23 protein-coding genes are annotated in these 25,868 nt (G+C 63.7%); 12 read left to right on the top strand and 11 right to left on the bottom strand.

Going from position 1 to position 25,868, the window contains the following annotated elements:
* Positions 1 to 56: 56 nt before the first annotated feature.
* From AU381_RS15245 to AU381_RS15235, 3 genes are all read left to right on the top strand, one after another.
* A complete protein-coding gene (locus AU381_RS15245) occupies positions 57 to 1,781 on the top strand; it encodes an ABC transporter substrate-binding protein (protein WP_064242575.1) in 1,725 nt (574 codons plus the stop codon).
* A 278-nt stretch (positions 1,782 to 2,059) separates the two neighbouring features.
* Positions 2,060 to 3,532 carry a nucleobase:cation symporter-2 family protein gene (locus AU381_RS15240; RefSeq protein ID WP_082910033.1) on the top strand — a complete coding sequence of 491 codons (1,473 nt, stop codon included), beginning with the start codon at positions 2,060 to 2,062 and terminating at the stop codon, positions 3,530 to 3,532.
* 97 nt (positions 3,533 to 3,629) lie between these two features.
* Positions 3,630 to 4,235, top strand: a complete 606-nt coding sequence (locus tag AU381_RS15235) for a deaminase (protein ID WP_064242661.1) — start codon at positions 3,630 to 3,632, stop codon at positions 4,233 to 4,235.
* Positions 4,236 to 4,594: 359 nt separating this feature from the next.
* Here the strand turns inward: AU381_RS15235 and AU381_RS15230 are convergent, their stop codons facing one another.
* The gene (locus AU381_RS15230) at positions 4,595 to 5,023 is read right to left on the bottom strand and encodes a Fur family transcriptional regulator (protein ID WP_064242573.1); all 429 of its coding nucleotides are present in this window, start codon (positions 5,021 to 5,023) and stop codon (positions 4,595 to 4,597) included.
* A gap of 123 nt (positions 5,024 to 5,146) precedes the next feature.
* Here AU381_RS15230 and AU381_RS15225 point away from each other — a divergent pair, with 123 nt between their 5' ends.
* From AU381_RS15225 to AU381_RS15205, 5 genes are all read left to right on the top strand, one after another.
* Positions 5,147 to 6,052, top strand: coding sequence for a metal ABC transporter substrate-binding protein (locus AU381_RS15225; RefSeq protein ID WP_064242572.1), 906 nt, complete (start codon positions 5,147 to 5,149; stop codon positions 6,050 to 6,052).
* The gene (locus tag AU381_RS15220; RefSeq protein WP_064242571.1) at positions 6,049 to 6,978 is read left to right on the top strand and encodes a manganese/iron ABC transporter ATP-binding protein; all 930 of its coding nucleotides are present in this window, start codon (positions 6,049 to 6,051) and stop codon (positions 6,976 to 6,978) included. The genes AU381_RS15225 and AU381_RS15220 overlap by 4 nt, the downstream gene beginning before the upstream one ends.
* On the top strand, positions 6,975 to 7,835 hold the full coding sequence (locus AU381_RS15215; protein ID WP_064242570.1) for a metal ABC transporter permease: 861 nt from the start codon (positions 6,975 to 6,977) through the stop codon (positions 7,833 to 7,835). Before AU381_RS15220 ends, AU381_RS15215 begins: the two co-directional genes overlap by 4 nt.
* Positions 7,832 to 8,683 (top strand): metal ABC transporter permease, encoded by an 852-nt coding sequence (locus AU381_RS15210; RefSeq protein WP_064242569.1) that lies wholly within the window; start codon positions 7,832 to 7,834, stop codon positions 8,681 to 8,683. Before AU381_RS15215 ends, AU381_RS15210 begins: the two co-directional genes overlap by 4 nt.
* A gap of 311 nt (positions 8,684 to 8,994) precedes the next feature.
* The gene (locus AU381_RS15205) at positions 8,995 to 9,894 is read left to right on the top strand and encodes a DUF6030 family protein (protein ID WP_064242568.1); all 900 of its coding nucleotides are present in this window, start codon (positions 8,995 to 8,997) and stop codon (positions 9,892 to 9,894) included.
* A gap of 7 nt (positions 9,895 to 9,901) precedes the next feature.
* Here AU381_RS15205 and AU381_RS15200 read toward each other — a convergent pair whose 3' ends face one another.
* On the bottom strand, positions 9,902 to 10,333 hold the full coding sequence (locus tag AU381_RS15200) for an Lrp/AsnC family transcriptional regulator (RefSeq protein ID WP_064242567.1): 432 nt from the start codon (positions 10,331 to 10,333) through the stop codon (positions 9,902 to 9,904).
* A 127-nt stretch (positions 10,334 to 10,460) separates the two neighbouring features.
* Here AU381_RS15200 and AU381_RS15195 point away from each other — a divergent pair, with 127 nt between their 5' ends.
* Positions 10,461 to 11,564, top strand: coding sequence for a saccharopine dehydrogenase family protein (locus tag AU381_RS15195; protein WP_064242566.1), 1,104 nt, complete (start codon positions 10,461 to 10,463; stop codon positions 11,562 to 11,564).
* A gap of 369 nt (positions 11,565 to 11,933) precedes the next feature.
* Here AU381_RS15195 and AU381_RS15190 read toward each other — a convergent pair whose 3' ends face one another.
* The 7 genes from AU381_RS15190 to AU381_RS15160 form a co-directional block, all read right to left on the bottom strand.
* Entirely contained in the window at positions 11,934 to 12,338 is a 405-nt protein-coding gene (locus AU381_RS15190) for a F0F1 ATP synthase subunit epsilon (protein ID WP_064242660.1), read from the bottom strand.
* A 121-nt stretch (positions 12,339 to 12,459) separates the two neighbouring features.
* Positions 12,460 to 13,977 carry a F0F1 ATP synthase subunit beta gene (gene atpD / locus AU381_RS15185; RefSeq protein ID WP_082910032.1) on the bottom strand — a complete coding sequence of 506 codons (1,518 nt, stop codon included), beginning with the start codon at positions 13,975 to 13,977 and terminating at the stop codon, positions 12,460 to 12,462.
* A 24-nt stretch (positions 13,978 to 14,001) separates the two neighbouring features.
* On the bottom strand, positions 14,002 to 14,883 hold the full coding sequence (locus AU381_RS15180) for a F0F1 ATP synthase subunit gamma (protein ID WP_064242565.1): 882 nt from the start codon (positions 14,881 to 14,883) through the stop codon (positions 14,002 to 14,004).
* 27 nt (positions 14,884 to 14,910) lie between these two features.
* Complete coding sequence (gene atpA / locus AU381_RS15175) at positions 14,911 to 16,440, bottom strand: F0F1 ATP synthase subunit alpha (protein WP_064242564.1); 1,530 nt, start codon at positions 16,438 to 16,440, stop codon at positions 14,911 to 14,913.
* Positions 16,440 to 17,006 (bottom strand): F0F1 ATP synthase subunit delta, encoded by a 567-nt coding sequence (locus tag AU381_RS15170; protein WP_064242563.1) that lies wholly within the window; start codon positions 17,004 to 17,006, stop codon positions 16,440 to 16,442. The genes atpA and AU381_RS15170 overlap by 1 nt, the downstream gene beginning before the upstream one ends.
* A gap of 250 nt (positions 17,007 to 17,256) precedes the next feature.
* Complete coding sequence (locus AU381_RS15165; protein ID WP_064242562.1) at positions 17,257 to 17,643, bottom strand: AGROH133_08824 family phage infection protein; 387 nt, start codon at positions 17,641 to 17,643, stop codon at positions 17,257 to 17,259.
* 119 nt (positions 17,644 to 17,762) lie between these two features.
* A complete protein-coding gene (locus tag AU381_RS15160; RefSeq protein ID WP_064242561.1) occupies positions 17,763 to 19,967 on the bottom strand; it encodes a primosomal protein N' in 2,205 nt (734 codons plus the stop codon).
* A 176-nt stretch (positions 19,968 to 20,143) separates the two neighbouring features.
* On the opposite strand from AU381_RS15160, the gene fsa reads away from it, so the two are divergent.
* Complete coding sequence (gene fsa, locus AU381_RS15155; protein ID WP_064242560.1) at positions 20,144 to 20,797, top strand: fructose-6-phosphate aldolase; 654 nt, start codon at positions 20,144 to 20,146, stop codon at positions 20,795 to 20,797.
* A 271-nt stretch (positions 20,798 to 21,068) separates the two neighbouring features.
* On the opposite strand, the gene AU381_RS15150 is transcribed toward fsa, so the two are convergent.
* The gene (locus AU381_RS15150) at positions 21,069 to 21,971 is read right to left on the bottom strand and encodes a GNAT family N-acetyltransferase (RefSeq protein WP_064242559.1); all 903 of its coding nucleotides are present in this window, start codon (positions 21,969 to 21,971) and stop codon (positions 21,069 to 21,071) included.
* Between the two features lie 143 nt (positions 21,972 to 22,114).
* On the opposite strand from AU381_RS15150, the gene AU381_RS15145 reads away from it, so the two are divergent.
* Both AU381_RS15145 and AU381_RS15140 read left to right on the top strand, forming a co-directional pair.
* Positions 22,115 to 23,047 carry a tyrosine recombinase XerC gene (locus AU381_RS15145; RefSeq protein ID WP_082910051.1) on the top strand — a complete coding sequence of 311 codons (933 nt, stop codon included), beginning with the start codon at positions 22,115 to 22,117 and terminating at the stop codon, positions 23,045 to 23,047.
* Positions 23,048 to 23,192: 145 nt separating this feature from the next.
* Positions 23,193 to 24,272, top strand: a complete 1,080-nt coding sequence (locus tag AU381_RS15140) for a TraB/GumN family protein (protein ID WP_064242557.1) — start codon at positions 23,193 to 23,195, stop codon at positions 24,270 to 24,272.
* A 173-nt stretch (positions 24,273 to 24,445) separates the two neighbouring features.
* Here AU381_RS15140 and lpdA read toward each other — a convergent pair whose 3' ends face one another.
* The gene (lpdA, locus tag AU381_RS15135) at positions 24,446 to 25,852 is read right to left on the bottom strand and encodes a dihydrolipoyl dehydrogenase (protein ID WP_064242556.1); all 1,407 of its coding nucleotides are present in this window, start codon (positions 25,850 to 25,852) and stop codon (positions 24,446 to 24,448) included.
* Positions 25,853 to 25,868 lie beyond the last annotated feature (16 nt).

Raw genomic sequence — 25,868 nt, 5'->3', positions numbered from 1 at the left:
GGCGCCTTTCGAAACTGCAAGGAAACGCAATCGCAAAACCCAAAGGGAGGAAATTTATGCGACGGCACCTTTTGACAACGACGGCGGCAATGCTGCTGGCACTTACCGGCACGGCCTTCGCCGGCATGGACGAGGCAAAACAGTTCCTGGACAAGGAAGTCGGCGATCTTTCCTCGCTCGACCGCGCGTCGCAGGAAGCCGAACTTCAATGGTTCGTCGATGCGGCGAAGCCCTTCGCCGGCATGGAGATCAAGGTCGTTTCCGAAACGATCACCACCCATGAATACGAAGCGAAGGTGCTGGCCCCGGCCTTCACCGCGATCACCGGCATCAAGATCACCCACGACCTGATCGGCGAAGGTGACGTCGTCGAAAAGCTGCAGACGCAGATGCAGTCGGGCGAAAACGTCTACGACGCCTATATCAATGACTCCGACCTGATCGGCACCCATTGGCGCTACCAGCAGGCCCGCAACCTGACCGACTGGATGGCGAACGAAGGCAAGGACGTCACCAACCCGAACCTCGACATCGACGACTTCATCGGCAAGTCCTTCACCACCGCTCCGGACGGCAAGCTCTACCAGCTTCCCGACCAGCAGTTCGCCAACCTCTATTGGTTCCGCTACGACTGGTTCAACGACCCGAAGATCCAGGAAGAGTTCAAGGCCAAGTATGGCTACGACCTCGGCGTTCCGGTCAACTGGTCGGCCTATGAGGATATTGCCGAGTTCTTCAACGGCCGCGAGATCGACGGCAAGAAGGTCTATGGCCACATGGACTACGGCAAGAAGGACCCGTCGCTCGGCTGGCGCTTCACCGACGCCTGGCTGTCGATGGCCGGCAACGGAGACAAAGGCATCCCGAACGGCCGCCCGGTCGACGAGTGGGGCATCAAGGTCGACGAGAATTCCCGCCCGGTCGGTTCCTGCGTCGCGCGCGGCGGCGACACCAACGGCCCGGCCGCGGTCTATTCGATCGACAAGTACCTGACCTGGCTGAAGAGCTACGCTCCGCCGGAAGCTCAGGGCATGACCTTCTCCGAAGCCGGCCCGGTTCCGGCCCAGGGTGCGGTCGCCCAGCAGATGTTCTGGTACACGGCCTTTACCGCCGACATGGTCAAGGACGGTCTGCCGGTCGTCAATGCCGACGGCACGCCGAAGTGGCGCATGACCCCCTCGCCGCATGGCGTCTACTGGAAGGACGGCATGAAGCTCGGTTATCAGGACGCCGGCTCCTGGACGCTTCTGAAGTCGACCCCCGACGACCGCGCCAAGGCCGCCTGGCTCTATGCGCAGTTCGTCACCTCGAAGACCATCGACGTGAAGAAGAGCCATGTCGGCCTCACCTTCATCCGCCAGTCGACCCTCGACCACCAGAGCTTCACCGAGCGCGCACCGAAGCTCGGCGGCCTGATCGAGTTCTACCGTTCGCCGGCGCGGGTGCAGTGGACCCCGACGGGCACGAACGTGCCTGACTATCCGAAGCTGGCGCAGCTTTGGTGGCAGGCGATCGGCGATGCGTCTTCCGGCGCCAAGACCGCGCAGGAAGCGATGGACTCGCTTTGCGCCGAGCAGGAGAAGGTGCTGCAGCGCCTCGAGCGCGCCGGCATCCAGGGCGACATCGGTCCGAAGCTCGCCGAGGAACACGATCTCGAATACTGGAACGCGGAAGCCGTCAAGGCCGGCAATCTCGCTCCGCAGCTGAAGGTCGAGAACGAAAAGGAAAAGCCGGTCACCGTCAACTACGACGAACTGGTCAAGAGCTGGCAGACCAATTAAGTCCAGCGGCAAAAAAGCGCCGCCCGGATGTTTCGGGCGGCGCTACACGAAGGAGATGCGGCGCCGGGGCTGGCAACAGCTCCGGTTTTCGCTTTCCTTGCGGGCGCGAACCGCGCGCTGTTCGGGCCATCGGGCCTGATCGAAAGCATTACGGCCGTACAACCGAAAACTGTTTCCGTTTTTTCGATAAAGTCAGGCTCCGCAGCCGATGCCATAGTTTGCCGCCCACGTCGCAGGAGGAGGTGGGCATGCACGCAAAGGTATTGGAGGAGACTACCTTGGCAAACAGCCCGGAGGAGACTGTGGCGCAATCGCGCCCGGAAGACGAAAAGCTCGGCATCGGCGCCAATCTGGCCTATGGCCTGCAACACGTGCTTACAATGTATGGCGGTATCGTTGCCGTGCCGCTGATCCTGGGCCAGGCGGCGGGCCTGAGTTCCGGCGAGATCGGTCTGCTTGTCACCGCATCCCTTTTCGCCGGCGGCCTCGCCACCATCCTGCAAACGCTCGGCCTGCCCTTCTTCGGAAGCCGGTTACCGCTGGTCCAGGGCGTTTCGTTTTCCGGCGTCGCGACGATGATTGCCATTTCCGGCAATGGCGGCATGCAGTCGGTACTGGGCGCGGTCATGGCCGCCTCGCTGATCGGCCTTCTGATCACGCCGATCTTTTCGCGGGTCACCCGCTTCTTCCCGCCGCTCGTCACCGGCATCGTGATCACGACGATCGGCTTGACGCTGATGCCGGTCGCCGCACGCTGGGCGATGGGCGGCAATGCCCAGGCGCCGGACTTCGGCAGCCCGGCCAATATCCAACTCGCCGCAGTGACGCTCGTCATCGTACTCTTGCTCAGCAAGCTCGGCAGCTCAGCGATCTCGCGGCTCTCGATCCTGATCGCCCTCATCATCGGCACGCTCATCGCCTATTTCACCGGCATGGCCGATTTCTCCAAGGTGGCCGAAGGACCTTTCTTCGCCCTGCCGACGGTTTTCCACTTCGGCTACCCGATCTTCGAGATTGCTGCGATCGTGTCGATGTTCATCGTCATCATGGTGACGCTGGTCGAGACCTCGGCGGATATCCTGGCGGTTGGCGAAATCATCGAGACGAAAGTGGATTCGTGCCGCCTCGGCGACGGCCTGAGGGCCGACATGCTCTCGAGCCTCGTCGCGCCGATCTTCGGCTCCTTCACCCAAAGCGCCTTTGCTCAGAATGTCGGGCTGGTGGCGGTCACCGGCGTGAAGAGCCGCTACGTGGTGGCGACCGGCGGCTTGTTCCTCGTGGCGCTCGGTTTGCTGCCCATCATGGGCCGCATCGTGGCGGCGGTTCCGAGCGCCGTGCTCGGCGGCGCAGGCATCGTGCTCTTCGGCACGGTCGCGGCGAGCGGCATCCGCACGCTGTCGAAAGTCGACTACAACAACAACATGAACCTGGTCATCGTCGCCACCTCGATTGGCTTCGGCATGATCCCGATCGCCTCGCCCGGCTTCTACGAGCACTTCCCGGCGTGGTTTGCGACGATCTTCCACTCCGGCATCAGTTCGGCCGCGCTGATGGCGATCAGCCTCAACCTTATCTTCAATCACCTGACCGCCGGCAACTCCGACCAGCAATCGGTATTCGTCGCTGGAACGGAGCGGACACTCCGGTACCAGGACATCGCGCGGCTGCACGATGGCGACTATTTCCTCAACGGCAAGCTCTACGACGCGAAAGGCATCGAGGTGCCGGTGATCGCGTCGGAAGCGCACTAATCCCCAACTGCCGCAACGCATCATGCTTGCTCCCGGGATCGGTCACGACCGCTCCCGGGCCGGCGCAGCGGCGCGGCACAACAACAAAGGAACGATCATGGCACAACAACAGGAATTACTCGGGCTGCTCGACGCCCTGCTGACCACGATGGAGCAAGGCATCATCCCGGCGACGGAAGCAGGCGTCGCTGCCGGCAACAAGATCTTCGGCGCCGCCCTCATCAGGAAATCGGACCTGTCGCCGGTCCTCGTCGAGACCAACAACGAAACCGAGAATCCGCTCTGGCACGGCGAAGTGCATACCTTGAAGCGGTTCTACGAAATGGCGGGCGGCGAACGCCCGGATCCGGGCGACCTCATCTTCCTGTCGACGCACGAGCCCTGCTCGATGTGCTTATCGGCCATCACCTGGGCGGGCTTCGACAATTTCTATTATTTCTTCAGCCACGAGGATTCGCGTGATGCCTTTTCGATCCCGCACGACCTGAAGATCCTCAAGGAAGTCTTCACCCTGGAGCCCGGCGGCTACAACAGGACAAACGCCTTCTGGAAGGGCCAGTCGATCCATGATCTGATCGCCGCCGTTCCCGAGCCCGACCGAGCGCGGCTTCAACAGCGCGCGGAGGCGATCAGCAACAAATATGCCGATCTCTCGGCCGCCTATCAGGCCGGCAAGAAGAACAACGCCATTCCTCTGAATTAAGTCGCTTATCCGGCGTCAACGCGATCGAAATGCCTCATGGATCACTTAGAGCGCGCAAACCGTTGCACACTTCTGGGCGGCATCCACTATATTTTGTGGACAGTCACCGCGGGAGCAGGTGGACGGCGCCGATGATACCCCCTCTGGCCTGCCGGCCATCTCCGCCACAAGGGGGGAGAATAGGTGCGGCTCGCCCCTCGCTCCAACCAAGTCGCTTCTACAAACGGATGCGCGGGTCGGGGCGCAAAGCGTACCGCGTCCACTCTCCCACCCCTTTGTGGGTCCCTTGTGGGGGAGATGGCCGGCAGGCCAGAGGGGGCTCAGCCAGCTCAAGACGCAATGGGCCAAGTGTCCGCGACCTATTCCTTCCGCTTCCGGCAATAAAGCTCCAGCCGGTGGCGCACCAGGTCGTAGCCTAGCTCCGCGGCGATTTCGGCCTGCAGCTGCTCGATCTTGTCGGAGCGGAATTCGATGACGGCGCCCGTTTCGATGTCGATCAGGTGGTCGTGGTGCGGGGCGTCGGCGGTCTCGAAGCGGGCGGTGGCATTCTCGAAGGCGTGCCGCTGCACGACCCCCTGCTGCTCCAGCGCCGACAAGGTGCGGTAGACGGTCGAGAGCGACACGGTCGCGTCGATTTCCTTGGCGCGCCGATGCAGTTCGCTTGCATCCGGATGGTCCTCGGCCTCGGCCAGAATCTTCAGAATCGCCGCCCGTTGGCGGGTGACGCGCACGCCGCCTTCACGAAGGATTCCTTCCAGCTCGACGATCCTATTCTTGCTTTGTCTCATGCGGCGACACTAGCCAAGGGCGATCCTTTTGAAAATAGCTAGTTGCAAATGGTTCTCATTTGCATTGACTTATGCAGGCCCTTCGCCTACCCATAACGCAGGTTCAAGATTGAGGAGCGATGGATGATCGATCGGATGCGGCGCATGATTCTTACGGCAGCAACGGCAATGGCTGCCCTTTCCCTCCTGCCCGGCGCGGCAGCAGCGGCGGATAAATTCAAGGCGGTTACCACCTTCACGGTCATTGCCGACATGGCGCAAAACGTTGCGGGCGATGCGGCGATCGTTGAATCCATCACCAAGCCCGGCGCCGAGATCCACAACTACCAGCCGACGCCCCGCGACATTCTGAAGGCGCATGATGCCCAGTTGATCCTCTGGAACGGCCTCAATCTGGAGCTCTGGTTCGAGAAATTCTTCCAGAACTTCGATGACATTCCAGGCGTCGTCGTCTCCGAAGGCGTCGAGCCGATGGGCATCGCCGAAGGCCCCTATACGGGCAAGCCGAACCCGCATGCCTGGATGTCGCCATCGGCCGCGATGATCTATGTCGACAACATCCGCGACGCCTTCGTCAAGTTCGACCCGGAGAATGCCGAGACCTACAAAGCGAATGCCGAGGCCTACAAGAAGAAGATCGAGGCGACCATCGCGCCGATCAAGGCGGAGCTCGACAAGATCCCGGCGGAAAAGCGCTGGCTGGTCTCAAGCGAAGGCGCCTTCAGCTATCTCGCCCGCGATTTCGGCCTGAAGGAGCTCTATCTCTGGCCGATCAACGCCGACCAGCAGGGCACGCCGCAGCAGGTGCGCAAGGTGATAGACGCGGTGAGAGCCAACCACATTCCGGTGGTCTTCTCCGAAAGCACCATCTCGCCCGACCCGGCCAAGCAGGTGGCGCGCGAGACGGGTGCCAAATACGGCGGGGTGCTCTATGTGGATTCCTTGAGCGAGGCCGACGGACCGGTCCCGACCTATATCGATCTCCTGCGTGTCACGTCCGAAACGATCGCGAAAGGTCTTTCGCAATGAACCTTCAGGTAAAGGCCCGGCCTATCCCGCGGCCCGGCTCTCAGGACGAGGGCGGCGGCATTCGCGTCCGCCATGCCACTGTCACCTACCGCAACGGGCACCGAGCGCTGCATGACGCCTCATTCGAGATTCCGACCGGCACCATCGCCGCGCTTGTGGGCGTCAACGGCAGCGGCAAGTCGACGCTGTTCAAGGCGATCATGGGCTTCGTCCGGTTGGCCAAGGGCGAGATTGCGGTCCTCGGCCTCACCGTGCCGCAGGCGCTGAAGAAGAACCTCGTCGCCTATGTCCCGCAGGCCGAGGAGGTCGACTGGAATTTCCCGGTCCTCGTCGAGGATGTGGTGATGATGGGCCGCTACGGCCACATGAACATGCTGCGCATGCCGAAGCGGGCCGACCACGAGGCGGTCGAGGCGGCGCTGGCGCGGGTCGGCATGAGCGATTTCCGCAAGCGCCAGATCGGCGAGCTTTCCGGCGGCCAGAAGAAGCGCGTTTTCCTTGCCAGGGCGCTCGCCCAGGACGGCCGCGTCATCCTGCTCGACGAGCCCTTCACCGGTGTCGACGTGAAGACCGAAGACGCGATCATTCGCCTCCTTCTCGCGCTTCGCGACGAGGGGCGCGTGATGCTCGTCTCCACCCACAATCTCGGCAGCGTGCCGGAATTCTGCGACCGCACCGTGCTCCTGAAGAACACCGTGCTCGCCTACGGGCCGACCGAGACGACCTTTACCCGCGACAATCTCGAACTCGCCTTCGGCGGCGTGCTGCGTCATTTCGTGCTGGGCGGCGACAGCCTGCACGACGATGCCGATCCGCGCCAGCTTTCGGTCATCACCGACGACGAGCGGCCGCTGGTCATGTACGGCGCGAAGGGAAAAATGGTCACCTGGCCGGCCAAGCCCGAGACGGAGGCGGACAGCGAATGATCGCCCTGCTCGCCGAGCCCTTCACCTATGGCTACATGCTGAATGCCATGTGGGTCAGCGCGCTGGTCGGCGCCGTCTGCGCCTTCCTCTCGGCCTATCTGATGCTGAAGGGCTGGTCGCTCATCGGCGATGCGCTCTCCCACTCGATCGTGCCCGGCGTCGCCGGCGCCTATATGCTCGGTCTCCCCTTCTCGCTCGGCGCTTTCTTCTCCGGCGCGCTCGCCGCCGCCGCCATGCTGTTCCTGAACCAGCGCACACGGCTGAAGGAAGATACCATCATCGGATTGATCTTCACCTCCTTCTTCGGCCTCGGCCTCTTCATGGTGTCGCTGTCGCCGACCTCGGTGAACATCCAGACGATCGTGCTCGGCAACGTTCTTGCGATCACACCCGCCGACACGCTGCAGCTCGCCATCATCGGCATTGTCTCGCTGGCGATCCTGTCGGCGAAATGGAAGGATCTGATGGTGACCTTCTTCGACGAGAGCCACGCCCGCTCGATCGGCATCCATACGACCTTGCTGAAGGTGCTGTTCTTCACCTTGCTTTCGGCCTGCACGGTGGCGGCGCTGCAGACCGTCGGCGCCTTTCTGGTCATCGCCATGGTCGTGACCCCGGGAGCCACCGCCTATCTGCTGACCGACCGTTTCCCGCGGCTGATCCTGATCAGCATCGCCATCGGGGCGCTCACGAGCTTCGTCGGCGCCTATGCGAGCTATTTCCTCGACGGCGCCACCGGCGGCATCATCATCGTGCTGCAGACGGTGTTCTTCCTGCTCGCCTTCGTGCTTGCCCCGAAACACGGGCTGATCGCCGCCCGCCGCCGTGTGTCGGAAGCATTGGAGGCGACGCGATGATCTCTCTCGACATGCTTACTGCAGTCTTCGAGTTCGAGTTCATGCGCAATGCGCTGCTGATCTCGGTCCTCGTCGCCATCCCGACGGCGATGCTCTCCTGCTTCCTGGTGCTGAAGGGCTGGTCGCTGATGGGCGACGCGATCTCGCACGCGGTTTTCCCCGGCGTCGTCGTCTCTTATATCGTCGGGCTGCCGCTTGCTCTGGGCGCCTTTACCGCCGGCATGTGTTGCGCGTTGCTCACCGGCTATCTCAAGGAAAACAGCCGCATCAAGCAGGATACGGTGATGGGCGTCGTCTTTTCCGGCATGTTCGGCTTTGGCCTGGTGCTCTACACCAAGATCCAGAGCGACGTGCATCTCGACCACATCCTCTTCGGTGACATGCTCGGCATCGGTTGGGGCGACATCCTCGAGACCGGCCTCATCGCACTTTTCGCCGCCGGCATCCTTTCTTTGAAATGGCGCGACCTGCTGCTGCACGCCTTCGATCCGGCCCAGGCGCGCGCCGTCGGCTTGCCGGTCGGCTGGCTGCATTACGGGCTGCTGGCCATCCTGTCGCTGACGATCGTCGGCGCGTTGAAGGCCGTCGGACTGATCCTCGCCATCGCCATGCTGATCGCCCCCGGCGCGATCGCCTTTCTCGTGACGCGGACGTTTCGCGGCATGCTGATCGTCGCGGTCGTCGTCGCGGTCGCCGCCGCCTTTTCCGGCGTCTACCTCTCCTTCTTCATCGACAGCGCCCCCGCCCCGACCATCGTCCTCCTGATGACCGTGATCTTCCTCGCCGCCTTCGCCTGGTCGACCTGGAGAACGGCACGGATGGAAGCGCAGCGGACACGCGTGGAGTAGAAAAACTGACCCCTCCCCAACCCCTCCCCACAAGGGGGAGGGGCTCAGCGCCAGCGGCGGTCTCCTGCCAATTCGAACCGTCGCGTCTGCGCGAAGGTCGAGTTGGAGGCCCAGACGGTGCGGCCAGGTAGCCCCTCCCCCTTGTGGGGAGGGGTTGGGGAGGGGTCCTTTTGCCCTTCGCTTCTGCCTTGCCTATTTCGAGCACAAAGTCTCTTGGAGGCCGGTGCCACAATCCCTTATTGTGCCCCGTCGATTAGGTGATGGGACGCGGGCGGAGAACTCCCTGCGCTCCCGGTCGGAGCAACGGTGGCATGGAGAAGAAGCAGAAAGGCCGTTCCGGCGCCGCTTTCTTCCTGTCCGCCGTGGCGCTGATCTTCACGGCGATCCTCGCGACCGTGCTGCTCGCCAACGAACACCGGAATCTGAAACAGTTGCTGACGGCGCTGGGGCTGCAAGATGTGCTCTCTCGGGCCGCGCCAATGCCGGCGCCCGCGTCTGTCCACGTGCGTCCCAAGAGGGCGGAGCCCCCGAAGGCGTTGCTGCCGGCCCGGACGTTCGAGGATCTTGATGCGCCGGAGCAGCAATTCGTCCGCCAGATCCGCAGCGACCCGCGTGCCCTGTGCGAGGGCCTGCGGGAGGCCGGCTTTCGCGAACTCGAATGGAAGTCGGCCGAGAGCAGCCGGTGGGAATGTTCCTCGCTCGTTCCTTTTGCCCGCCCGGGCGTGGAGAAAAGTTCATCCATCTTCATCTTCGTCAAAGGCAGCGAAGAGGATGAAATCACCTCCTTCCGGGTCAAGCTCAACATCGAGCATCCCGAAGACACCCAGGCTGTCACCAGCGCCGCGGCGACGGCCGCTTCAGTGTTTCTGCGTGAGGTTCATTGGGCCGACAGCGAAAGCGTGACGCTGAAGATACAGGCGCTCGGCGAATTCGATCTCAAGCGTTTCGGCAGCCGCATCCAGTTCAAGCGCGAATCGGGCAACACGCCACGCTACAACTTCCTCGCCAACCAGACGGCGCGCACGCGAGCAAAAAGCGCCGCCGAGCTCTACTTCGATCGCGAGAAATGGCTGCCGCCCGGGGATGGCTCGATTGTTTCCGCCATTCGCGGCCCAGATGCCTGGAACAAAGCTCCAGCGCCAGGCCAGCCGCAAACCGAAACCGCTCCTGACGGTGGCGGCGGCCGGACCGAAAGCGCCACGATCCGCTGAGGAAGCGTCAGCGGTCGATGCGGGTCGAGAGAATGATCGACGACAGCGTCTTTTCGACTCCGTCGATCTCGCCGATCCGATCGATCAGCAGGTCCAGCTCGCTGATCGATGCCGCCGCAACGACGGCGATCAGGTCGAAGCTACCGCTGACCGAGTGCAAGGTACGGATCTCGCGGATCGCGCTCAACTCCGGCGTGACGCGGCTGAGCGCCCGCGGCGCGATGGTGATCAGCACATGCGCCTTGACAAGCCCTTTCTCGTAGCTTTCCGCCAGCCGGACACCGTAGCCGGCAATCACCCCCTCGCGCTCGAGCCGCTCGATGCGCGCCTGCACGGTGGTGCGCGAAAGGCCGAGTCGCCGCGCGATCGTCGCCGTCGGCATGCGGGCATTCTCACTGAGGATGGCCAGAAGTTCACGATCCTTGTCGCTGACATGCATATCGTCGTTTCCGATCGGCGAAATGCCGATTATGCGTCGTCGATTTAGCCATATCGGCGCTTCAAATCAACATGCCCTCGCAGGACAATGACAGCCGAAGAGGCTCATACCCTAGGGGAAAAGAAGAATGAAAGACATCGTTGTCATCGGCGCCGGCAAGATCGGCTCGACGATTGCCCGCATGCTGGCCCATACCGGCGACTACCGCGTCTGCGTGGCCGACCGCAGCGCCGAACAATTGCAGCAGGTCGAGAGCCACGAGGCGATTTCGACCGCCGTCGTCGACATCGCCGACCGACAAGCCCTCGTTGAGCTGCTGACAGGCAAGTTCGCGGTCTTGAGCGCCGCACCCTTCCACCTGACGGTCGCGATCGCCGGGGCTGCCGCCGAGGCGGAGATCCACTACCTCGACCTCACCGAAGACGTCGAATCGACCCGCCAGGTCAAGGCGATCGCGGCGGAAGCGAAGACCGCCTTCATCCCGCAATGCGGCCTCGCACCCGGCTTCATCTCGATCGTCGCCAACGACCTCACCAGGCATTTCGATACGCTCGAAAGCGTCCGCATGCGGGTCGGCGCCTTGCCGCAATACCCGTCGAACGCCCTGAACTACAATCTCACCTGGAGCACCGACGGCGTCATCAACGAATATATCGAGCCCTGCGAGGCGATCGTCGAAGGTTCGCTGATCGAGGTTCCGGCCATGGAGGAGCGCGAGGAGTTTTCCTTGGACGGCGTTACCTACGAAGCCTTCAATACCTCCGGCGGCCTCGGCACGCTGTGCGAGACGCTCAAGGGCAAGGTCCGGACGCTCAACTACAAGACGATCCGCTATCCCGGCCATGCTGCGATCTTCAAGGCGCTGTTGAACGACCTCGGCCTGCGCCATCGCCGCGAGGTCCTGAAGGACATCCTCGAAAACGCCCTGCCGACCACCACCCAGGACGTCGTGGTTATCTTCGTAACGGTGTCCGGCTTCCGCCAGGGCCGGCTCATCCAGGAGACCTATGCCAACAAGGTCTATAGCGGCGTCGTTGCGGGACGCATGCAGAGCGGCATCCAGATCACCACGGCCGGCAGCATCTGCGCCGTCCTCGACCTGCTTGCCGAAGGCAATATCCCGACGACAGGCTTCGTCCGCCAGGAAGACGTTTCCCTCGACACGTTCCTCGCCAACCGCTTCGGCCGCTACTACGCGCAAAAACATGAGACGGAACGGGCGGCGGGCTAACCTCGTCCGAGCGGCAGCGTGGGCTGCAAGCCTCGGAAATAAGAAATGCCCGGACATACTCCGGGCATTTTCGTTCGTGGCACATTCGGATGCTTCGATCCAAGGCCGTCCCCCTCATCCGGCCTGCCGGCCACCTTCTCCCCGCAGGCGGGGCGAAGGGACTCGCGGCTAGGCGTTGCCTTCCAGTCCCCTCTCCCCGCGCGCGGGGAGAGGGTTAGGGTGAGGGGCAGAATTGCCTACGTCCAAACGATCGCGCCATAGCTGCACGCGCCGCCTCTGGTACATTGCAGCAAGATGGCAAGCACAAAAAACCCCGCTCGGAGCGGGGTCTGATGTCTATCCGTCGTTTCCCTTATCGGGATGTCCCTTTCACGCGGGGATGACGATCTCCCCAAGTGTCGTCAGTTCGGCGATGAACTGCTCGATGCGGGTCTTCTTCTCGTCGATCGCCCCTTCGAGCTCGGCGCGGGCCTCGTCGATACGGTTCTCGAGCACCGTGCGATCGAGCTCATCGACATGGACCGCCGACTCGGCAAGCAGCGTGCAACCCGTCGGCAGGATGTCGGCGAAGCCACCGAAGACGGCGAAACGATCGGTCTTGCCGTCGGCCGTCCTGACCGTGACCACACCCGGCTTGACGGTCGTCATTGTCGGAGCGTGATTGGCCATGACGGTCATCTCACCCTCGGTAGCCGGGATGACGACTTCGGTCACCTGAGCGGAAAGCAGCAGGCGCTCCGGGGAAACAAGCTCGAAATTGAAACTGTCGGCCATGACCATTCACTTCTGGTAAGCGCGCCGCGGATCGGCGGCTGTGCATGTTCTCAGCCGCTTGGCAGCGCGGCGGAATGAAAACCGTGGCGCGAGAGCTCCGCGCCACGGTTCACGATGCCTATCAGGCGGCTTCGGCAGCCAGCTTCTTGGCCTTCTCGATGGCTTCCTCGATGGAGCCTACCATGTAGAAGGCAGCTTCCGGTAAGTGGTCGTACTCGCCGTTGACGAGGCCCTTGAAGCCCTTGATCGTGTCTTCGAGAGCGACCAACTTGCCCGGCGAACCGGTGAAGACTTCGGCAACGAAGAACGGCTGCGACAGGAAGCGCTCGATTTTGCGGGCGCGGGCAACGGCGAGCTTGTCCTCTTCCGAGAGCTCGTCCATGCCGAGGATGGCGATGATGTCCTGGAGCGCCTTGTAGCGCTGCAGGGTCGACTGCACCTTGCGCGACACCTCATAGTGCTCTTCGCCGACGATCATCGGGTCGAGCATGCGCGACGTCGAGTCGAGCGGGTCCACGGCCGGGTAGATGCCCTTTTCGGCGATCGAGCGCGACAGAACGGTCGTCGCGTCGAGGTGGGCGAACGAGGTCGCCGGCGCCGGGTCGGTCAAGTCGTCCGCCGGAACGTAGATCGCCTGCACCGAGGTGATCGAGCCCTTGGTCGTCGTGGTGATGCGCTCCTGCATCTGACCCATGTCGGTGGCGAGCGTCGGCTGATAGCCCACGGCCGAAGGAATACGGCCGAGCAGAGCCGACACTTCCGAGCCTGCCTGGGTGAAGCGGAAGATGTTATCGACGAAGAAGAGAACGTCCTGACCTTCGTCACGGAAGTGCTCGGCGATCGTCAGGCCGGTGAGCGCGACGCGGGCGCGGGCGCCCGGCGGTTCGTTCATCTGGCCGTAAACGAGGGCTGCCTTGGAGCCTTCGCCGCCGCCGTGCTTGTTCACGCCGGATTCGATCATTTCGTGGTAGAGGTCGTTGCCTTCGCGGGTGCGTTCACCGACGCCTGCGAAGACCGAGTAACCGCCGTGCGCCTTGGCGACGTTGTTGATCAGTTCCATGATCAGAACGGTCTTGCCGACGCCTGCGCCGCCGAAGAGGCCGATCTTGCCGCCCTTGGCGTAAGGAGCGAGCAGGTCGACGACCTTGATGCCGGTGACGAGGATCTGCGCTTCGGTCGACTGCTCGACATAGGCCGGCGCGTCCTGGTGGATGGCGCGGCGGGCCGAGGTCACCACGGGGCCGGCTTCGTCGACCGGCTCGCCGATGACGTTCATGATGCGGCCGAGGGTTTCCTTGCCGACCGGAACCGAGATCGGGCCGCCCGTGTCGGTGACCGACTGGCCGCGGACCAGACCTTCGGTCGAGTCCATCGCGATCGTGCGCACGGCGTTTTCGCCGAGATGCTGTGCGACTTCGAGAACCAGGCGGTTGCCCTTGTTGTCGGTCTCCAGCGCGTTCAGGATCTGCGGGAGCTGGCCTTCTTCGAAAGCGACGTCGACGACGGCGCCGATGACCTGCGTCACGCGGCCGACAGCGCCCGTTGCCGCAACAGCGACGGTCTTGGCGGTAGCTGCCTTCTTCGGAGCAGCGGGCTTCTTCGCCGCTGCGGTTTCTTTGGGGGTAGCTGCCTTAGCCATAATTCTTACCCTCTTCTCGTAACCTTAGAGCGCTTCCGCGCCCGAGATGATTTCAATGAGTTCCTTGGTGATCTGCGCCTGCCGCTGACGGTTGTAGTTGAGCGTCAGCTTGTTGATCATCTCACCGGCATTGCGCGTCGCATTGTCCATGGCACTCATCTTGGCGCCCATTTCGCCGGCGACGTTCTCGAGCAGGGCCCGGAAGATCTGGACGGAAATGTTGCGCGGAATGAGATCGGTGAGGATGGCCGCAGCGTCCGGCTCGTATTCGTAGATCGCCGATGCGCTGTCTGCCTCGGCAGCAACGGTACCGGCCGATGCCGGGATGAGCTGCTGGGCGGTCGGAACCTGCGAAATAACGGACTTGAACTCGGAATAGAACAAGGTGCAAACGTCGAACTCACCCTTTTCGAAGAGCTCGATGACCTTGTGGCCGATCCGGTCGGCATTCTCGAAACCGATCTTCTTGATCTCGCGCAGGTCGACGCGGTCGATGATCAGCGACGCGAATTCGCGCCGCAGGATATCGAAGCCCTTCTTGCCGACGCAGATGATCTTGACCGTCTTGCCCTGGGCGAGCAGCTTGCGCACGTGATCGCGGGCAAAGCGGGCGATCTGCGAATTGAAGCCGCCGCAGAGACCGCGCTCCGCCGTGCAGACGACCAGCAGGTGCGTGTCGTCCCTGCCGGTGCCCGTCATCAGCCGCGGCGCGCTGTCGTCCGCGCCGACCGCCTCGGCGATATTGGCGAGAACGGCAGCCATGCGCTGCGAATAGGGCCGGGCGGCCTCGGCCGCCTCCTGGGCACGCCGAAGCTTTGCCGCGGCGACCATCTTCATCGCCTTGGTGATCTTCTGCGTCGCCTTGACGGAGGCGATCCGGTTCTTCAGATCCTTAAGTGAAGGCATCCGTTGTCCGTCCTAGTTGAAGTCCGCTCAGGCGAAAGACTTGGAGAAGCTGTCGATTGCAGCCTTCAGCTTGGCCTTGGTGTCGTCCGAGATCGCCTTTTCCGTACGGATGGTATCCAGAACGGCCTTGCCTTCCGAACGCAGGTAGGAAAGCAGACCCTGCTCAAACTTGCCGACCTGGTTGACCGGCAGCTTGTCGAGATAGCCGTTGACGCCGGCGAAGATCACCGCGACCTGCTCTTCCGTCTTCAGCGGCGAGAACTGCGGCTGCTTCAGGAGTTCGGTCAGGCGGGCACCACGGTTGAGCAGGCGCTGCGTGGCGGCGTCGAGGTCCGAGCCGAACTGCGCGAAGGCCGCCATTTCGCGGTACTGGGCGAGTTCGCCCTTGATGGAGCCTGCGACCTGCTTCATCGCCTTGATCTGGGCGGAGGAGCCGACGCGTGAAACCGACAGACCGACGTTAACGGCCGGACGGATGCCCTGGTAGAACAGGTCGGTTTCAAGGAAGATCTGGCCGTCGGTGATCGAGATCACGTTGGTCGGAATGAACGCGGACACGTCGTTGCCCTGCGTTTCGATGACCGGCAGAGCGGTCAGCGAGCCGGCGCCCTTCTCGTCGGAGAGCTTTGCAGCGCGCTCGAGGAGACGGGAATGCAGGTAGAAGACGTCGCCCGGATAGGCTTCGCGGCCCGGCGGGCGGCGCAAGAGCAGCGACATCTGGCGGTAGGCGACGGCCTGCTTGGAAAGGTCGTCATAGCCGATCAGCGCATGCTTGCCGTTGTCGCGGAAGTATTCGCCCATCGCGCAGCCGGCGAACGGAGCGAGGTACTGCATCGGCGCCGGGTCGGAGGCGGTCGCAGCGACGATGATCGAGTACTGCAGCGCGCCGCGCTCTTCGAGCACCTTCACGAACTGCGCAACCGTCGAGCGCTTCTGGCCGATGGCGACGTAGACGCAATAGAGCTTGTCACCTTCCGGACCATTGTCGTGAATGGCCTTCTGGTTGAGGATCGTGTCGAGGATGATCGCGGTCTTGCCGGTCTGGCGGTCGCCGATGACCAGTTCGCGCTGGCCGCGGCCGACCGGGATGAGGGCGTCGATGGCCTTGAGGCCGGTCGACATCGGCTCATGCACCGACTTGCGCGGAATGATGCCGGGCGCCTTGACGTCGACGCGGGCGCGCTGCTTGGCGTTGATCGGGCCCTTGCCGTCGATCGGGTTGCCGAGCGCGTCGACGACGCGGCCGAGCAGTTCCGGACCAACCGGAACGTCCACGATGGCGCCGGTCCGCTTGACGGTGTCGCCTTCCTTGATGTCACGGTCGGAGCCGAAGATAACCACACCGACATTGTCGGCTTCGAGGTTCAGCGCCATGCCGCGAATTCCGCCCGGGAATTCGACCATCTCGCCTGCCTGGACATTGTCGAGGCCGTAGACGCGGGCGATACCGTCACCGACGGAGAGCACCTGGCCGACTTCGGAGACTTCTGCTTCCTGGCCGAAATTTTTGATCTGATCTTTGAGAATTGCGGAAATTTCCGCGGCGCGGATATCCATCAGCCGACCTCTTTCAGTGCAAGCTTAAGGGTAGAGAGTTTGGTGCGAAGGGAGGTGTCAATCTGGCGGGACCCGACCTTGACGATCAGACCTCCAAGAATAGACGGGTCGACGGTGACGTTGACCGCCACGTCTTTGCCGGTGACGCCCTTGAGCGTCGCCTTCAATTCGGTTTGCTGCGCTTCGGTGAGCGCATGCGCCGACGTGACGTCGGCGGTGATTTCACCACGGTGGCGAGCGGCGATCAGGCGGAATGCCTTGATGCTGCCCGGCAGCGCGAAGAGACGGCGATTGCGCGCCACGACCTTGAGGAAGTTACCGACGAGCCCGGAGAAACCGAATTTCTCGACCAGCGCCGAAACGGCCTTGAACTGATCATCGGCAGAAAAGACCGGGCTCACGATCAGCCGCTTCAGATCCTCGCTGCCGTCGATCAGCGTCTGGACGCGATCGAGGTCGGCACCGACCGTCTCGACCGAACCAGCCTCCAGGGCGAGTTCGAAAAGCGAGGACGCATATCTTTCTGCAACACCGGAAATAAGCTGGGATGTGTCGGCCACGGGCACAAGCTTCTCTCAAAATCATCCAAGAGCGTCAGCAGCGGCGAACCGTTGGCCTAACATCTTGAATTTGCTGCAATAACTCGCAGGATATCGAGGCCTTTCGACCCACTTCCCCCGCAATTCGCGGTTCGTCTAGCATAGGATGTTTGGACTCGCAACACGCCAACGGCAGGAATGCGGCATTACACCGCCCCGTTCGACGGAATTTTGCCTAAATTGCTGGGAGCCCGGATTTACGCCCGTCCCGAGATCGTCAGATGAACCCGAAAACATAGGCGAGCGGCAGGATGGCAAGCGCCGACTGGACGGCAAGCGCGGCCCAGTTGAAAAGCGTCGCGCCGTTGTCGCTCATCATCGACAGCATGCGGCCGAATGCCGCGAGCGCAAAGGCGGCGCCGACGGCGAGATAGACCATCGGCTGGGCCAGCAGGATCGCGCCGAGGCCGAGGCCCACATGCATGCCTCCCATGGTGGAGCGCGCCTCCGCCAGCCCGCCGCGCCGGCCCTCGGCGACGCCGATTCCGGCGGCACGAAAGGTAAGACGCGGCGCAAAGAGCATGACGAGACCGATCAGCATCGCCGCCCCGGCCGCGCAAAAGGCCAGGAACTCCCCGGTTTCCGTCGGAATATAGAACTCCATGCCCTTCCCCGCGGCAGGTCATTGGTATCGCCGGCCGAGAAACGATTCTCGCCGACGCCCACTGGTCTAGCGCATGTACACGACGATGGGAATCGGCTGCATGGCAGGTCCGGTTGCAATCACAGAAAACTCTGCGGATCGACGTCGAGCTGGACGCTGATCGAGCCGCGCTCCTTCGGCCCCCCGGCAATCATCGCCTTCAGGAAGGACTGCATGTCGCTGTTGCGCCTTCCGTGAACAAGCAGCCGGAACCGATGCCGGCCGCGGATCAGCGCAAGTGGCGCCTCGGCCGGACCCAGCACGGAAATGCCGTCGACGCGCGGCGCCGCGTTGCGCAAGGCGCGGGCGTGGCCCTCGGCATCGCTGCGCGCGTCGGCGGAAACGATGATCGAGGCAAGCCGGCCGAAGGGCGGCAGCGCCGCACGTTCCCGCTCATGGATCTCGCGGTCGTAGAAGGCGTCCGAATCGCCCGACACGATCGCCTGCATCACCGGATGCTGCGGCTGGTAGGTCTGCAGGAGGCCAAGGCTTTTGAGACCCGTCCGACCGGCACGGCCCGTCACCTGCGACAAGAGTTGGAAGGTCCGCTCGGCGGCCCGCGGATCGCCATTGGCGAGGCCGAGATCGGCGTCGACGATGCCGACCAGCGTCATCATCGGAAAATTGTGGCCCTTGGCGACGAGCTGCGTGCCGATGACGATGTCCGCCTCGCCGCGGGCGATCGCCTCCAGCTCCAACCTCAGCCGCTTGACGCCCATCAGGTCGGAGGAGAGCACGATGGTACGGGCGTCGGGAAAGTGCCGCTCGACCTCCTCGGCGATGCGCTCAACCCCCGGGCCGCAGGCGACCAGGTGGTCGAGCGTGCCGCATTCGGGGCAGGCCTCCGGAGTGCGCTCCGAATAGCCGCAATGATGGCACTGGATCTGGCCGCGGAAGCGGTGCTCGACCAGCCAGCTCGAGCAATCGGGGCACTGGAAGCGGTGGCCGCAGACGCGGCAGAGCGTCAGCGGCGCATAGCCGCGACGGTTCAGGAACAGGAGCGCCTGCTCGCCGCGACCGATCGCCTTGCCGACCTGGTTCAACAGCACAGGCGAGAGGAAGCCGCCACGCTCCGGCGGATGGCGGCGCATGTCGACGACGCCGAGCTGCGGCAGCGCCGCATCGCCGAAGCGGGTCGGCAGGTGGATCGGCCGGTAGCGGCCGACCTCGCCGTTGACCCGGCTCTCGACCGAAGGCGTTGCGGAAACGAGCACGACCGGAAAGCCGCCGATCCGCCCGCGCACCACCGCCATGTCGCGGGCGTTGTAGAAGACACGATCCTCCTGCTTGTAGGCGGGGTCGTGCTCCTCGTCGACGATGATGAGGCCGAGATCCTCGAAGGGCAGGAACAGTGCCGAGCGGGCCCCGGCGACGACCCGCACCTGCCCGGTCGTCACCTGCCGCCACACCTTCTCCCTCGTGCGCGGCGCAAGGTCGGAATGCCATTCCGCCGGCTTCGCACCGAAACGGTCCTGGAAGCGCTCCAGGAAGCTCGCGGTCAGCGCGATCTCCGGCAGCAGGATCAGGACCTGCTTGCCGGCCCTGAGGGTTGCGGCGACCGCCTCGAAATAGACCTCGGTCTTGCCGGACCCCGTGACGCCGTCGATCAGCGAGACGGAGAACTTTCTTTCCTCGACCGCCGTGAGCAGATCGGCGGCAGCCTCCTTCTGCGGACCCTCGAGGCGCGGCGCGGCGAAATCGGGATCGGGCGTGGCGACCACCGGCGGCGGCGGCATGAACACCGTTTCGAACACGCCCTGTGCGGCAAGTCCGTCGATCACGCCGGAAGAGACGCCGGCGGCATGGGCAAGGCCGGAGCGCGTCCAGGAGAAGCCATCGCTGGCCGTCGCCAGCACGCGTTCACGCGCCGAGGTCATGCGTTCCGGCCGCCGTTCGGTCAGCCGCAACGCCTCGACCATCGGCTCCGGATCGAAGGCGGTCGGCGCGCGCAGCGCCATCCGGGCCACGAGGCCGGGGGGCGTGACCGTATAGGAGGCCACCCAGTCGAGAAAGGCGCGCATGTCGCGGGTGAGCGGCGGGCAGTCGAAGACCTTCTCGATCTCCTTCAGCTTCGTCGGATCGACCGTGCCGTCGTCGAGGCCGTCCCAGACGACGCCGACGACAAGCCGCGGCCCGAGCGGCACCTGCACGATCGAGCCCGCTTCGACCGCCATTCCCTCCGGCACCGCGTAGGAATAGGGCCTCGGCGCCGGCATCGGCACCAGGACGGGCACCACGCGGCGGTCGAAGAGAGCGCCGAATAAATCGGTTGAATCAAGAGTCATTTGGCCGTGACCTTGCCACCGCTTTCAGTTAAAGAAAACTGCACAGCGAACCGCCGCCTTGCAGGAGCAAGGGTTTGTCACGGTTCCACCCCAGTTTCAACGCGCGCGATATCCGCCGTGGATTTTCCCTGAAGCGGAAAGGCGCCCGAACGGCTGAATGCCAAAGGAACGGTCCCATGAAATTTTTCGTTGATACCGCCGACGTGAAGGAAATCCGGGAACTGAACGATCTCGGCCTGCTCGACGGCGTCACCACCAACCCGTCGCTGATCCTGAAGTCGGGCCGCGACATCGTCGAGGTCACCAAGGAAATCTGCGGAATCGTCGAGGGCCCCGTGTCGGCCGAAGTGACGGCGACCGAATATAGCGACATGATGAAGGAAGCGGCCGCTCTTTCGAAGATCGCCGACAATATCTGCATCAAGCTGCCGCTGACGCTCGACGGCTTGAAGGCCTGCAAGGCGCTGACCTCGGACGGTCACCAGACCAACGTCACGCTCTGCTTCTCCGCCAACCAGGCGCTGCTCGCCGCCAAGGCCGGCGCAACCTTCGTCTCGCCCTTCATCGGCCGCCTCGACGACATCGCCTTCGACGGCATGGACCTGATCCGCGAAATCCGCCACATCTTCGACAATTACGGCTACGAGACGGAAATCCTTGCCGCCTCGATCCGTACCGTGAACCACGTCAAGGAAGCCGCCGTGATCGGCGCCGACGTCGTCACCGCCCCGCCGGCCACGCTGAAGGCGCTCGTCAAGCACCCGCTGACCGACAAGGGCCTGGAAATGTTCCTCGCCGACTGGGCCAAGACCGGCCAGAAGATCGCCTGATCGATCCTCGATTTCAACTTGCATGAGGGCCTCGCAGCGATGCGGGGCCCTTTTTGTTTCGGCAGTCTTTGGGCGATTGCGGCTTTCCACATTGGATGACCAGCGCGCGAGCGCAGGCGTGATTGCCCCTCTCCTCGGGTTTAACCCGAGGACTAGCCCTCTCCCCGCAGGCGGGGAGAGGGGACTAAGTGGGCGCCGCGAGTCTCCTTCGCCCCGCTTGCGGGGAGAAGGTGGCCGGCAGGCCGGATGAGGGGCTTTTCCCGTGCCGCGGTCACGGCGTCGCGAAAACCGCGTCGCTATCTCGCGCCAGTTCAAAAACCGTATGGCGTTCGAGCGCCCGGGTCACCTCCATCGGATCGCCGTCAAGCGCGTCCGCAGGAATGAGATTGCCGATGCGAAAATCGAAAAGGTCGCCCTTCTTGTTCAGGAGCTCGTGGAAGACGGTCATGTCGCGCAGTTCCGTCGACCATTTGGCGAACCAGTAGAACAGGCCGGAATTGCGGGCGCTCATGTGGACCGGCAGGATCGGCAGGTTGTACTTGCGGGCAAAGCCGATGGCGGAGCTTTTCCAGGGGCGCTCATTGAGACGCCCCTCGGCCCAGTAGGCGATGCGGCCCGAGGGAAAGAGCACCGTTGCCTTCCCCTCTTCAATCGCCCGGTTGGTGACCTGCAAAGTCTCGCGCGCCTTGAGTTTCGACTTGTACTCCTCGCGCCACTCGACCGGGATGACCATCTCGACGAAACGCGGGTTGACCCGTATGGCGTCGCGATTGGCGAAGAACATCATGTCCGGCCGGCGGCCCTTCAGGAGATCGAAAACGGCAATGCCGTCGGCGATGCCGGTCGGATGGTTGCTGACGAGGAGAAAGCCGCCTTCGGCCGGAATCCGCTCGGGCTTGTCGACACGGACGTCGAGCGCCAGCAAAGAACTCAGGTGTTCGAACGCCTGGAAACCGGGCATGTTCGCGACTGCATTGGCGAATTCGATCGCCTTGCGGTAGTTGAGCAAGGAGTACAGAAAGGGCCGCATCACCGGCCACAGGGGATGGCGAACGATCTTCCGGCCGCGTTCGGCGATCAGCGTGTCGACGATATGACCCGGACGCCCCTGGGAGACCAGCGCAACTGCCTCTGCAAAATGCGCCAGCGCGCTCGCCGAATCACGTCTCGCCATAGTCCCATCCGCGGTTGCTGAGCGAACATCGCAATTCAATATGATCTAAGAATGACAAATTCCAAGAGGATGTTAGCAAAAACATAACGGCCCCGGCGGCATGCTCGGCGATGGCAAACAGCCGTGCGATCGCAGGACCGACAGTGAACGAACTTCTTGTGATAGGCCATCCCGAGGTGATGGCGGAGCGTCAGCGGTGGCTTGCAAGCCTTGCCGAGGAACGCCGCCTGTCCGAAAAGACGGTCGAGGCCTATGAGCGGGACACGCGGCAATTCCTGACCTTCCTCACCGGCCATCTCGCCGGGCCGCCCCGGCTCGCAGATATCCGCACGCTGAGGCCGGCCGATCTGCGCGGCTTCCTCGCGCAGCGCCGCAAGGCCGGAGCGGGCGCGCGCACTCTGGGGCGCGGGCTCGCCGGGCTGCGCTCGTTCCTGCGCTACCTCGAGAAAAACGGCCTTGCCAACGCCGCGGGCGCCGGCGCCGTGCGCTCGCCAAAACTGCCGAAATCGCTGCCGAAGCCGTTGACCGATCGGGATGCCCTGAAAGTCGTGACGGCGGATGCACAGCTTGCCGAGGAGCCGTGGGTCGCCGCCCGCAACGCTGCCGTGCTCACGCTCCTCTACGGCTGCGGCCTGCGCATATCGGAAGCGCTGGACCTGACGCCGGACGATTTTTCAGGGGCGGCCTCGCTTCGCATCACCGGCAAGGGCGGCAAGACCCGGATCGTGCCCCTGATCGCCGCGGCGATGGAGGCGGTGGCGACCTACAGCAAGCTCTGCCCCTACCATCCTGGTCCCGCAGAGCCGCTCTTCCGCGGCGCCCGTGGCGCCAGGCTGCAGCCGGCAATCATTCAGCGCGAGATGCAGAAGCTGCGTTCCGCCCTTGGCCTGCCCGATTCGGCAACGCCGCATGCGCTGCGCCATTCCTTCGCGACCCATCTGCTCGCCGGCGGCGGCGACCTGCGCACCATCCAGGAACTGCTCGGCCATGCCAGCCTCTCGACCACGCAGGTCTATACCGGCGTCGATTCGGCGCGGCTGCTGGAAATCTACGATCGCGCCCATCCACGCGCCTGAAAGGATTAATTCCCAAGACCGCTCACGCTTTTCCCGATCCCGTTCTAAAATTCGACGCGCTCGCCCGTTAACCACGCGCGTTAAGGAACCCGTGACCGAGGCGGCGTAGGGTTCGAACGACATTGGCCCCGGGGGACCGATACTCATGACGACGCTCACAGGACCCGTTCGCGCTGTTGCCGCCAAGGCTGTCGGCGGCCTGCCGTGGCTGATCGCACTATTGCACGTGCTGCTGGCCGCAAGCCTCTTCGTCGTTTTGTTCTCCCTCTCCAAGGCCGAAGCCGCGGAAAATACCGACTGCGGCGGCAGCAATGTTCTCGCCGAACTCGAGCGGTCCGATCCGGCCCGCCTTGCCGCGATACGCCGCGAGGCCGATGCCGTACCGAACGGAAAAGGCCTGCTCTGGAAGATCGAAGGGCGAGGATTGGCGCCGTCCTTCCTGCTCGGCACCATGCACGTCACCGACCCGCGCGTGCTGGCAATGCCCGCCGGCGGCGCGGAAGCCTATGCCGGGGCCAAGACCGTCGTCGTCGAGTCGGACGAGATCATCGACGAGAGAAAGGCCAGCGCCGCCATCCTGATGCGCCCCGACCTCACCATGTTTGCCGACAACAGGACGATCGACGACTTCCTGGAGGCGAAGGACCGGGCCCTTCTCGAAGAAGGCCTCAAGGCGCGCGGCATTCCCCTGCCCCTGGTCGCCAGGATGAAACCCTGGATGATCGCCAGCTTCGTCGCCCTGCCGGCCTGCGAGTTCACCCGCAAGGCCGCCGGCGCATCCTTTCTTGACAAGAAGCTCGCCGAGGATGCCGTGAGCCAGGGCAAGAGCCTGAAGGGGCTGGAGAGCCTGGTCGAGCAGCTTTCCGCGATGGATTCGCTTCCCGTCGAGTGGCATCTGAGGGCACTGATCGATACGCTCGCGCTCGGCAGGACGATCGACGATGTGCTGGCGACGATGACCGACCTCTATCTCGCCGGCGACACCGGCATGATCATGCCGATGATGCGGTCGGTGGCCGAGAAAATCTCGCCCGGCGATCTCGGCTATGCCGATTTCGAGCAGCGGATCATCATCGACCGCAACAGGATCATGGCGGTACGGGCCGAGCCGATCCTGAAAGAGGGCAATGTCTTCATGGCCGTCGGCGCGCTGCACTTGCCCGGCAAGGAAGGACTTGTCGAGCTCCTGCGCCAGCAGGGCTTCACCCTCACGCCTGTCAACTGAGCGGGGCGCGTTTGCCCCTCTTCCCGGATTAAACCCTGGGTTTAACCCGAGGACTGCCCTCTCTCCGCGTGCGGGAGAGGGGACTTGAGCGGTCGCCGCGAGTCCCCATCGCCCCGCCTGCGGGGAGAAGGTGGCCGGCAGGCCGGATGAGGGGCAGCCCGGCCACTCCGATCTCACATGTGGATCGGCTTGAAGAAGGTCGAAAGCGCCGCTTCCTTGACCGCCTCCGACATGGTCGGATGCGCGTGGCAGGTGCGGCCGAGGTCTTCGGACGAGCCGCCGAATTCCATCAGAACGGCGATCTCGTGGATCATCTCGCCGGCGCCGAAGCCGATGATGTGGCCGCCGAGCACCCGGTCGGTCTCCTTGTCTGCGAGGATCTTCACGAAGCCGTCCGTCTGGAGCATGGCGCGGGCGCGGCCATTGGCCGTGAAGGGGAACTTGCCGACCTTGTAGGCGACCCCGGCGGCCTTCAGTTCCTCCTCGGTCTTGCCGACGGACGCGACCTCCGGCTGGGTGTATACGACGCCCGGAATGACGTCGTAGTTCACGTGACCCGCCTGTCCGGCTATGATTTCCGCCACGGCCACGCCTTCGTCCTCCGCCTTGTGAGCGAGCATCGGCCCGCGCACCACGTCGCCGATGGCGTAGACGCCGGCGATGCTCGTCTGGAAGTGATTGTCGATCTCGATGCGGCCACGCGAGTCGAGAACGACGCCGGCCTTCGCCAGACCCATGTTCTCGGTGCAGGGCTTGCGGCCGGTCGCGACCAGCACGACGTCGGCCTCGAGCGTGGTCGATTCGCCGCCCTTGACCGGCTCGAAGGTGACGCTGGCGCCGCTGCCAGGCTTCGCAACGCCGGTCACCTTGGCGCCGAGCTTGATGTCGATGCCCTGCTTCGCCAGCATCCGCTGCAGCTGCTTGGCGACTTCGCCGTCCATGCCGCCGAGGATCGTGTCAAGGAACTCGACGACGGTGACCTTGGCGCCGAGGCGCGCCCAGACCGAACCGAGCTCGAGGCCGATGACCCCGCCGCCGACGACGATCATGCTCGCCGGCACCTTCTCCAGCTCCAGCGCTCCGGTCGAGGAGATGATGACCTTCTCGTCGAACTCGAGCTCGACGCCGGGAATGCCGGCAACGTCCGAGCCGGTGGCGATGACGATGTTCTTCGCTTCGAGGACCTGCTCCTCGCCCTTGTCGTTGGTGACGGAGACCTTGCCCTGGCCGAGGACCTTGCCGGTGCCCTGAAAGCCATCGATCTTGTTCTTCTTGAAGAGGAAGGAGACGCCGTCGACATTCGCCTTAACGGTGGCGTCCTTGTGAGCGAGCATCTTCTGAAGATTGAGCTTCGGGCTTGCGACCTCCACGCCCAGCGCGTCGAGACCGTGCTGCGCGTGATGGAACATCTCGGAGGCATGCAGCAGCGCCTTGGAGGGAATGCAGCCGACATTGAGGCAGGTGCCGCCATAGGTGCTGCGCTTCTCGACCACGCCGACCTTCATGCCCAGCTGCGCCGCCTTGATAGCGCAGACATAGCCGCCGGGACCGCTGCCGATAACGATGAGATCATAAGCCATTTGATAATCCTTCTGG

The organism is Sinorhizobium glycinis, from assembly GCF_001651865.1.
Classification (GTDB): Bacteria; Pseudomonadota; Alphaproteobacteria; order Rhizobiales; family Rhizobiaceae; genus Sinorhizobium; species Sinorhizobium glycinis.
Note: the sequence above shows the minus strand (reverse complement) of the source record. Positions and strands in the feature narration are given on the sequence as shown.